The following is a 9,779-nucleotide window of genomic DNA, read 5'->3' as shown; positions in this document are numbered from 1 at the left end:
CGTTCCTCATCTGGCAGATGGAAGAATCATTGTAAGTCCTCAAGAGTTTGAAGCTGTCGAATACCAAATGATTAGGGATAAAATCGATGTTGGAGTTCTGTTTCCCTTTATTTCAGATAACTTCATTGAAGATATCACCTGCGATGGTTTGGGTCCGATCTTCATTGAACATAAGATCTTTAAAGGGCTGAAATCAGTAGTTGGATTTGATTCTGAACCTGTTCTGGATGATTTCTGTATTAAACTTGCAGAAAAGTCAAGGCGCCCGATCACATACCGAAATCCAATTGTTGATGCAACGCTCCCAGATGGATCGCGTATTAATATTGTGTATTCATCAGAGATCAGCAGGCGTGGGAGTAACTTCACCATTCGTAAGGCAATGGATGATGTCATCTCTATCACCAAGCTTGTTGAGTTCGGAACCTGTAGTTATGCCTTGGCTGCGTATTTGTGGATCTGTATCGAGAACGGTATGTCCATGTTTATGTCTGGTGAGACAGCAAGTGGTAAAACGACTAGTATGAATGCCCTTACCACATTCATCTCACCTGAAGGTAAGATAGTAAGTATTGAAGACACCCCTGAAGTTATCATCCCTCACAGGAATTGGGCACGTGAGGTTTCTAAAGGGAAAGGGAAAGGTGAAGGAGAGGGTGGGGATGTTACCATGTTCGATCTGCTTCGTGCAGCACTCCGACAGCGTCCGAACATGATCATTGTCGGAGAGATCCGTGGAGTTGAAGGAGCCGTCGCGTTTGGTGCTATGCAGACCGGTCACCCGGTGATGTCAACATTTCACGCTGCATCGGTAGAAAAACTGATTCAACGACTTACTGGTGACCCGATAAGTATCCCTAAAACCTTCATTGATAATCTCAACCTAGTGGTGATTCAAAGTGCTGTTCGAAGACCTGATGGAAGTATGGTGCGACGTCAGCTCGCAGTGAGTGAACTGGTTGGTTATGATGCAGAAAGTGGTGGTTTCTCATTCGTGGAAGTATTCTCCTGGGATCCGGTCACAGACACCCATGAATTCACCGGGAGAGGCTCAAGTTTTCTTCTGGAAAGCAAGATTGCAACCATGCTTGGTATTCCTGAGCATAAAAAAGCTCAGATCTATATGGAAGTTGATAAACGAGCCAAAATTCTGGAACGACTTCATAAAGCTGGTTATACTGATTTTATGGAGCTTCATAACATGCTGACTAAACTCAAGAAGCAGGGTCTTCTCAACATCGAAATATAAGGATTTGAATATCGTGTTTGAGAGTCTTTTAGATCGGATACGGCAGTCTAATAATGGTACAATTCCATTTGAAGGGACAGTCCTAGCGTTTCGGGCCAAACTATTCAAATTCTTTGTTGAAGACAAGATGATGGGCTCTGATCTGCTCTTCATGCTCACCTATATGGCTGCGATTATCACTGCCAATGCGTCACGCCCTGAGATCTTTGCATATACAGGGGCACGCCGTGAGTATGTTTCTACAAAATATATTTATAAGGCAGATATTCTGGTCAAACGGTGGGGGTACAGTTATGTTGAGGCTTTGATCAATGTAGCAAAAAAGATCGAGAATGAATTGCTCTTCTCAATGATCAACCGATATGCAAATGCTATTGAATCCGGAGTTCCTGATGAGGATTTCCTGACTCGTGAACTTGATACCATCCGGAGCGTATACCGCTCTACATATGAACAGGGGCTGGAGATGCTCAAGAAATGGGGTGATGCTTATGTCTCAATGCTCTTTTCTGGCTCTTTGGTTGGCATCATCATCATGGTCTCAATTGCTATTTATGCGCCTGAAAATGTACAGGGGACTCTTTCTATCTCATATCTTATCATCTTCTCAATCTCGGTGCTTGGAATCACCACTATGTATAAAGCTGTTCCTAGTGATCCCAAAACCCACGGCCTTTCCCAGGGTTCTCCCGAACAAAACATGATCCACCGGATGGAACGCAAGGTGGTCCCCATCCTTGCTGTAATTGTTCTCTTACTCCTGCTGCTTGGGATGAATTATGGACTTATTCTCATGCTCATCGGGATGTTGCTCTTTCCACTTGGTGTTATTGGATTCATTGATGATGGTAACATTACGCTCAGGGATGCCGAGTTTCCTACATTTATTAGAAGTGTTGGGGCTATTCAGGGTGGAAAAGGAACAACGATGGCCCCAGCCTTGGCAGATATCGATAAAAAGTCCCTCAAATATCTCGAACCTCTGGTAAATGGTGTTTATACCAAGTTAAATCTTGGTCTCAATGATAAACAGAGCTGGCAACGGTTCATTAATGACAGTGGGAGTTATCTGATCTATAAATACCTGAATATTTATCGTGATTCCATACAAATAGGAGGAAAAGCCGATAAGATAGGGGAGATCGTCAGTTCCTCCATGCTAGATCAAGTGCTGTTACGTGAGTACCGGCACACCCTTGCGATGGGATTCATTGTCCTTCTAATCCCAATGCATGCAATGATGGTGGGGATATTCCTATTTCTTTTTCAGATTCTCGTTGTAATGTCTGATGCAATTACGAAACAGATGGCAACTCTTGGGGAGGCGAGTGCTGCACTTACATCCGGTCAGGGAGCGTCGATTGCTTCAGCGGTTTCAGGAAGTCTTTTCGTGTTCGCGAATTTTGATGCTAAAGTAATTGGAACATATGTAGTAATCACCATAACAATGTTAACAATAGCGAATATTTTTGCTGGGAAAGTAGTTTTTGGTGGCGACAGGTCTCTGATATACTTTTTTGCCAGTACTCTTTGTGCAACAACCGGAATAATCTATATTATCGCCCCGATCATGATCGGAATCTTCTTCAAGATTCCCACCTTTCAAGGAGTATAAAGATGATGCAACTTACTGAGTCGACCCGCCGCCTCCTCATCTTTATTACGATAGTACTTGGCGGTTCAATTCTCCTTATATTTGATATCCCGGTTCTTTACCTGATGATGGTTGTAATTGGACTTGCAATTGGTCTGATGGTTGCAACCGGTATGCTCATTCTCTCTGAACTGATCAAAGATCTGCGGATAAGGTTAAAAAACCGGAAACCTAAACCAAAGAAGCCAAAACCGAAGGGTGAGAAGAATACAGCATCAAAAGGTTCCGGTGGTGGCCTCATATCCGGGTTGCTACAGAAACTCCCAAAGATGCCATCACTTCCTTCTGTAAATCTTTCTCTTCCAAAAACAGGAGGAAAATCTGAGAAGAAAGAGAAAACTCCCAAAAAGATCAAAAAGGAAGAATCTGTAAAAGAGACAGGAGGATCTTCTGACTCCGAGGGGTCATCTTTGGGTATACCTCAGAAAGATGATGATAATCTGGGAGATGATCTGCTTGATGGTCTCGACCTTGATGATAGTCTGGATATTGATGCTGAACTGGAATCTGTTAATCCTGAATTTGATTCATTACGAACTCCCTATGGCGATACTGATGTTATGCAGGAACTTCCCTCTGAAGAACAGGTTCGCAGGATGGATATCACTACTAGTGACGAAGAAGAGGATGTGGTGATTGATACTGATGAACCATCTGATGAGGTTGATGAGATATACTCAAGTACGATAGAGATCGGATCAGACTCTGGTGGTGAGATCATCTCAACCATGGAGGGTGGTGATTCGATCAGCGGGAGTGACCTCGCCTCTTACAGTTCGTCTGAAGAGGCTCCATATATGTATGGAGGAGAAGAGGACTCTGGAGGAGGTGAGGAGCAGTTTGAGCTCTCTCAAGGTAAAGGCGGTCTGGGCGATGACGATCTAATAGCGTCGCTCAAGGCAGATATCAGTGATCTAAAGAAACGTGATGATGATGTTCTCCTCAGAGATCTCAAGGATGTCCATGTTACTGCCGAAGAACTGGCAGAAGAACTTCAAGATATCATGAAAATCATTACTAAAAAAGCAAAGAACAAATAATAGCGGCATAGATATTTCAGTACAAGGGTTCAATGGCAGAAGTTCCGGTAAAATTGGAGAAAGGGGGTTCCTGGGTTACATCAAAGATAGAGATAGCCAAGGATAGTCTTATCCTCAAGGATCCTTATAATCTTGAGATCTCCTTCCGGAGTATTGTTGATCTCCAATTACGTGGTCAGGTAGATATCCTGATCGTAACAAGTGCAGATAAGTCTGAAAAGACATACAAGATCGCCTCGGTCGAGAAAGTTCTGCAGGTTTTGAATAAGAAGATCATAATGGCCTGCAATGCTTACCGGCTGATGGCACACTTTATGTCACCCGCTATCAGAGGTGGAGTTCTGGTCACGAATGCAAAGTGGGAAAAGGGGGCTATTGCAGTTCTCAAGACTGGAATCTGGTTTGTGAGCCAGGAAAAGATGATCTGCGTTCCACTTAAAGAGGTTGCAAGCCTTGAGTTGACCAAACGGGAACTGCAGCATAAGAAACTTGATGTCGTGAAGGTTGATCACCTCGAAAACAGTGAGGTGGTGACTTCGTTTATTCTTTGTCCACTCTCAACACTTCAGGTGTTGTATAATTTTCTTCGTGATGCAACCAAAGATATGGACATGAAGGGTTCAGAACTGGATCAACTTGATGCCCAGACTGCCCAGGTTGCTATGCTTATCTATAGTGGGATGGATACAAAATCTATAGAGAATATGCTGAGTCTTTCTGCCAAAGAACTGGATGTTATTTACGATACTCTTCTGAAGCTGAAACTTGTTGATGTGGTGATGATCCGTAAAGAAGTTCAACTCACCCCAAAAGGTGTCAGATACATAACTGATGCATTGAAACCACCAGCATAAGTCTGGTCTCAATACAAAATACTTTTACCAGTACGCAGCTTCTTAATCATAGGAGGAAGCGTTCACCTATGGGAAGAATCCTCATTGTCGATGATACCCTCTTTATGCGGACATTATTAAAGAATATCCTCTCTGCCGGTGGACACGAGATTGTGGGAGAGGCAGAGGATGGAGATATTGGTGTGAACAAGTACCGGGATCTAAAACCAGATCTCGTTACCATGGACGTAGTCATGCCAAAAATGAATGGAATTGAGGCCTTGAAAGCAATCAAGACTCTCGATGCCAACGCCAAAGTCATCATGTGTACGGCAGTTGGTCAGGAACAGATGGTAAAACTGGCGATCAAAAGTGGCGCCAGGGGATACATTGTAAAGCCATTCCAGGCTCCCAAAGTCCTTGAGGAGATCGCCAACGTTCTTGGTGCATCCTAAAATGATTCGGGTTCTCATCATCGACGACTCTCTCTTCATCAGAACAGTAGTACAGGATATGCTGGCTGACGATACTGAAATTCAGGTCGTCGGGGTTGCTTCAGATGGTATAGAGGCCCTTGAGAAGATTCGTGAGTTAAAACCAGATCTCATCACGCTTGATATTGAGATGCCCAAACTTGATGGGATTGGTGTGCTGGAGAGAAAACGTGAGTTTTCACCATTCCCCCGCACTCTCATGTTGAGTTCTCTCACCTCTGAAGGTGCTGAAATGACCAAGAAGGCGATGTCTCTTGGTGCTGATGATTTCATGCTAAAACCCCGGGGAATTAAAAATATCCGGGAGATTGGCGCTGAACTGAAATCAAAGATCAAAAACATCTGCACCATCGCCTATGTAACAACAAAACCAGCATCGAGAGATGAGATTGCAAAAAATATCGTGCTCATTGGGTCATCAGCAGGAGGACCTCCAATGCTTGATGTGGTTGTCTCCAATCTGCCTGCAGATCTGAATGCTGCGGTTATCATAACTCAGCATATGCCAAAGGGTGGTTTTACTGCAGCATTGGCAGCCCGTCTTGATAGAATATCGCCACTTCGGATAAAAGAGACTGAAAATGGTGATATTCTGAAACGTGGTATGGTCTTCATCTCTAAAGCCGGATATCATACCATTGTCTCTTCATACCTCGACAAGGGCGGGATACAGGGTGGAAAGATCGTTCATGCTGATTCACCTCCTGTTCATAACGTGAAACCGGCAGTTGACAAGACCTTTGTCTCTGCCGCACAGGTGTTTGGGGGCAGGAGTGTCTCTGCTATTTTGTCTGGGATGGGTAATGATGGTGGAGAAGGGACTGAAGCCATCAAGAAAGCAGGAGGAGTAACCATTGTATGCAGACAGGAGGACTGTCTGGTATATGGAATGGCAAGGTCTGCACTTCAGCGTGAGGCTGTTGATCATGTTCTCCCTCTGAAAAATATTCCCGGAAAAATTGAAGATTTTGTTAAAAGCATCTCAGGGTGATGAATGTCAGATCTTGACGCATACCGGAGTCTGTATGTCGCTGAATCGCGGGAGAATCATGAAAGTATTGTTAGTAATCTCCTGATTCTTGAACAGGGGACCGACTCTCATGCCATTGATGAGATCTTCCGGTCTGCGCACTCACTCAAGGGTATGTCTGCCTCTATGGGATTTATGCACATGGAGGAGATCTGTCATGCACTTGAAGATGTATTCTCCCAGATTCGCAGTGGTAACCTGCATGTGAGCCAGGCTCTCATGGATGATCTGCTTGCTGGTGTAGATGATATCGAGTCAATGATCGATGACATCGAAGCTGGCGGGGAAGGGCTTTTAGAGCATCGCGATGCGCGTGTCTCTGCATTGAAAGCATGGTTATCAGGGTCAACTCCTTCAACAGTGGAAAAGAGGGAACCAGTAACACCTGAATCTGGAACTGAAGTTGAACCAGCCGGGGATATGTATGAAAACCCGCCATACGAGTCGTATGGTCAGGCAGGAAACGCCGAATACAAACTTCATATTGAACTCTCATCTGAAGTGGACAGCATAAACCTGCGCTCAATGTTGATCCTTCAGAACCTGGAGAGTATTGGAAGTATATCGGCAATTTCTCCTTTACGAACTGTTGTTGAAGATGATCCCTCATTTAATGGTATTATTGACCTAACCTTTGTCACCAATGCAGGAAAGGCGGCAGTAGAAACAATCCTTACAATTTCAGATATCAGATCATCTTCACTGAAAGAAGAGATTTTTCCGCCGAAAAATGAGAGTGTGGAACCAGTACCAGGCTTTGAGCATGCAAACAGGTATGTGATACATGTTGAGCTCTCTCCAGCCGTAGACTCCAAAAATCTTAGGGCCATGCTTCTTTTGCAGAACCTTGAGTCACATGGCGCCCTTACAAATATCTCACCAAGGCGTGAGGTTATTGAAGATAGCGGTACCTTTTCCGGAGTCTTTGATTTTGAATTAACAAGTTCTGATTTTTCTGAAGAGGGTGTCAAATCATTTTTGAAAGGGTCTGACATCAAAAGTTCTTCTGTCTCCCTCATTCAGGATACGTCAGATCCCATTCTTTCTGGAGCAGGTGTTGAGGAGCACCAGAATGGAATATTTTCCCCTTCACGTATTTCTGCAGGAGAAAAGGTTGAGAAGAAGCGTGAAGTCAAGAATATCAGAGTTGATATTGATCGTCTCGATCACATGATGAATCTGGTTGAGGATCTGGTGATCAACCGTGGCAGACTTGAACAGATAGCCCAGGAATACAAGATCAAGGAACTGGATGAGACTCTCAACATGGTCGGGAGGTCAGTGGCTGACCTTCAGGTTATGATGATGGATATCAGGATGATTCCGCTCAACCATATCTTCAACAGGTTTCCGCGAACAGTTCGTGATATTGCTACCAAGGAGGGGAAAGAGGTCGATTTCATCGTTGAAGGTGGTGAAACTGAACTTGACCGGAGCGTAATGGATGGTCTCAATGATCCCCTCCTTCACCTGATTAGAAATGGGCTGGATCATGGAATCGAGCCTCCTGATGTTCGTATTCGAAATGGGAAAAATCCTAAAGGGACTCTGAAGCTCTCTGCCTCCCGTGACAAGGATAACGTGGTCATCGTCATTGAGGATGATGGCGCAGGTATCAACCAGGAAAAGATCAAGAAGAAAGCACTAGAGCGTGGTTTAGCCACCGAAGAAGCACTCGCAGCCATGTCTGAATCGGAGATCAACGATCTCCTCTTCCTTCCTGGTTTCTCTACAGCCGATAAGATCACTGATATCAGTGGCAGGGGGGTCGGACTTGATGTAGTCAGAACAACTATTGCCTCTCTGCAGGGGACAATCAAACTGGAGTCCATATTTGGCCAGGGAAGCCGGTTTGAACTTGTCCTTCCTCCGACCATGGCTATAGTTATGGTGATGATGATCAGGATCAACAACCGCAGGTGTGCGATCCCCATCACCAATGTGGCAGAAGTTGCAAGTCTTGCTGCCTTCCCTATCCAGAACATCGGCCATGGAGAAGGTATCCTGATGCGCGATGAGATCATCGTTCTTTACCGGCTTGATGATATGTTTGGCAGGTCAAAGAGCGAAGAAGTCATCGTGGTTCTGCAGAACCAGAACCGGAAGGGTGCCGTCATAGCTGATCTGATAGAGGGACAGCAGGAAGTTGTCATTAAGCCTCTCTCTAAATTTGTGGGCACCTGCGATGGTGTGAGCGGGGTTACAATTCCCGGTGATGGAGAAGTTGTACCTGTACTTGATGTAAAAGCGATACTTAGGGAAGGTTCAGGTCAGAAATCTGCGAAGAAGAACTCAGGTAAAAGGGTGAAGAAGGTTATGAAGAATAATGTGATAGCTGATGGAGAGCATCTTATAACTGATATCCAGGCTGACGAACTGCGTGAACTAGGCAATATCGGTGCTTCTCATGCAGCTACCACACTCTCAACTATATTGAATACCCTAATTTCGATTCATGTACCTGAAATTATTCTGGTCCAGCTTCAGAACCTCCGCTATTATCTGGATGATAGCGAAGCAGCCATGATAGTGTTCCAGATCCAGGGACAGTTAGCCGGGAACGGTTATATAATTATACATATTCCGAAAGAATCAATTATCAGGCTGACAAGCATCATGCTTGGTCAGAGTGTCTCTAACAGGATGATTGATGATATGGATAAGAGTGCCCTGCATGAGATCGGTAATATCATGACCTCCTCATTCCTTGATGCCTGTGCAACCCTGCTCTCAATTATCATGATCCCGTCACCCCCATCGATGGTTATTGACATGCCCCACGCAGCACTTCAGTCAATTATTGCAACTCAGGAGATTGATGAAAATGTGGATGAAGTGGTTTTGTTCAAGACTGAACTTCAGTGTACTGAGTTTAACATTAGTGCAAATATTATCCTGCTTCCCAGTAAAGAGCTTCTCAATGAGTTATTTGCACGAATGGATAGTGTGATCTCCACCTCTGGATAAGCCCTCTTAGGATTGTAGCATGACAACGCCGCCGATATTTACACGGGATCAGAAAGATCTGGTCATCATTGGCATTGGTGAGTGGTCAGTAGGAAATACTGTGATGACATCTATCGGTCTTGGGTCATGCGTAGGCCTGATACTTCACGATGAGGAGAAAAAGATCGGTGGACTTGCCCATGTTATGCTCCCAAAGTCAAGTGGTAAACCTGGAGAGCGTGAGGGAAAGTATGCTGATACTGCAATTACTATCCTTCTGCAGAATCTTGCAGGTAAGGGGTGTAAAAGCTCTTCCCTGAAGGCAAAACTTGCGGGGGGTGCGTCGATGTTCCAGAACTTTTCAGGCAATCTTAACATCGGCGAGCGAAATGTAGATGCCCTTCGTGCCCTTCTTAAGGCAAATTCTATACCGATCATCAGGGAGGATATCGGTGGAACAGTAGGTCGTACTATTACCTATTTTCCAAAAGAGGGTGGTCGTCTTGTTATTCGGCAGGCAGATGGCGCAACCC

Annotated in this window: 8 protein-coding genes; all 8 read left to right on the top strand. The window is 44.7% G+C overall.

Features of this window, described 5'->3' with window-relative positions; genetic code table 11:
* The coding region (locus tag VN429_RS00605; protein ID WP_325628659.1) for a type II/IV secretion system ATPase subunit at positions 1–1,249 on the top strand (1,249 nt) is incomplete at its 5' end.
* A 13-nt stretch (positions 1,250–1,262) separates the two neighbouring features.
* A complete protein-coding gene (flaJ, locus tag VN429_RS00600) occupies positions 1,263–2,864 on the top strand; it encodes an archaellar assembly protein FlaJ (protein WP_325628663.1) in 1,602 nt (533 codons plus the stop codon).
* A 2-nt stretch (positions 2,865–2,866) separates the two neighbouring features.
* On the top strand, positions 2,867–3,943 hold the full coding sequence (locus VN429_RS00595; RefSeq protein WP_325628657.1) for an MFS transporter: 1,077 nt from the start codon (positions 2,867–2,869) through the stop codon (positions 3,941–3,943).
* A 32-nt stretch (positions 3,944–3,975) separates the two neighbouring features.
* Positions 3,976–4,797, top strand: a complete 822-nt coding sequence (locus tag VN429_RS00590) for a CheF family chemotaxis protein (protein WP_325628655.1) — start codon at positions 3,976–3,978, stop codon at positions 4,795–4,797.
* A 68-nt stretch (positions 4,798–4,865) separates the two neighbouring features.
* Positions 4,866–5,231, top strand: a complete 366-nt coding sequence (locus VN429_RS00585) for a response regulator (protein WP_325628653.1) — start codon at positions 4,866–4,868, stop codon at positions 5,229–5,231.
* Between the two features lies 1 nt (position 5,232).
* Positions 5,233–6,261 (top strand): chemotaxis-specific protein-glutamate methyltransferase CheB, encoded by a 1,029-nt coding sequence (gene cheB / locus VN429_RS00580; protein ID WP_325628661.1) that lies wholly within the window; start codon positions 5,233–5,235, stop codon positions 6,259–6,261.
* 3 nt (positions 6,262–6,264) lie between these two features.
* On the top strand, positions 6,265–9,267 hold the full coding sequence (locus tag VN429_RS00575) for a chemotaxis protein CheC (protein ID WP_325628651.1): 3,003 nt from the start codon (positions 6,265–6,267) through the stop codon (positions 9,265–9,267).
* Positions 9,268–9,286: 19 nt separating this feature from the next.
* On the top strand, positions 9,287–9,779 hold a 493-nt coding region (locus VN429_RS00570), incomplete at its 3' end, for a chemotaxis protein CheD (RefSeq protein ID WP_325628649.1).

The sequence above is a fragment of the Methanospirillum sp. genome (genome assembly GCF_035560735.1).
Classification (GTDB): domain Archaea; phylum Halobacteriota; class Methanomicrobia; order Methanomicrobiales; family Methanospirillaceae; genus Methanospirillum.
Note: the sequence above shows the minus strand (reverse complement) of the source record. Positions and strands in the feature narration are given on the sequence as shown.

Coding starts and splice junctions, on each gene's coding strand:
- VN429_RS00595 (WP_325628657.1), top strand. CDS start 2,867: ATGATGCAACTTACTGAGTCGACCCGCCGCCTCCTCATCTTTATTACG.
- VN429_RS00590 (WP_325628655.1), top strand. CDS start 3,976: ATGGCAGAAGTTCCGGTAAAATTGGAGAAAGGGGGTTCCTGGGTTACA.
- VN429_RS00585 (WP_325628653.1), top strand. CDS start 4,866: ATGGGAAGAATCCTCATTGTCGATGATACCCTCTTTATGCGGACATTA.
- cheB (WP_325628661.1), top strand. CDS start 5,233: ATGATTCGGGTTCTCATCATCGACGACTCTCTCTTCATCAGAACAGTA.
- VN429_RS00575 (WP_325628651.1), top strand. CDS start 6,265: ATGTCAGATCTTGACGCATACCGGAGTCTGTATGTCGCTGAATCGCGG.